This window comes from Acinetobacter johnsonii, from assembly GCF_048551975.1.
Classification (GTDB): domain Bacteria; phylum Pseudomonadota; class Gammaproteobacteria; order Pseudomonadales; family Moraxellaceae; genus Acinetobacter; species Acinetobacter johnsonii_A.
This window is the reverse complement of the sequence record NZ_JBIMCF010000159.1, coordinates 1-298: the sequence shown is the minus strand read 5'-3', so window position 1 is coordinate 298 and position 298 is coordinate 1. Positions and strand designations below refer to the sequence as shown.

At 43.3% G+C, this 298-nt stretch carries 1 protein-coding gene and 1 pseudogene; both read left to right on the top strand.

What is annotated here, in order from left to right:
• A pseudogene (locus ACG9ZB_RS17050) lies at nucleotides 1-177 on the top strand (7-carboxy-7-deazaguanine synthase QueE); the annotation flags it as partial.
• A 43-nt stretch (nucleotides 178-220) separates the two neighbouring features.
• Nucleotides 221-298, top strand: a 78-nt coding sequence (locus tag ACG9ZB_RS17045) for a 7-cyano-7-deazaguanine synthase (RefSeq protein WP_419326827.1), incomplete at its 3' end; no start/stop codon positions are given.

Sequence of the window (298 nt, the reverse complement as noted above, 5' to 3'; positions counted from 1 at the left end):
CTTAATGAAAAAGTCAGCACAGTATGGTTCTCTCCTGCTTTTGCGGTTGAGAAAGGTGCTGCTCGTTTACCTCAACTTGCACGTGACTTAGCGCACTGGATATTAGAAGACCATCTCCCTGTTTGCTTCCAACTCCAACTCCACAAGTTGCTTTGGAATGACGAAACTGGTCGCTAATACATTGCCTATTCATCTTTAATTTATAGTTGGAGAAAGTTGTATGCGCCCTCGTGCCATAGTTTTGTTATCTGGTGGTTTAGACTCAACAACTTGTTTAGCATGGGCGCAAGCACAGTAT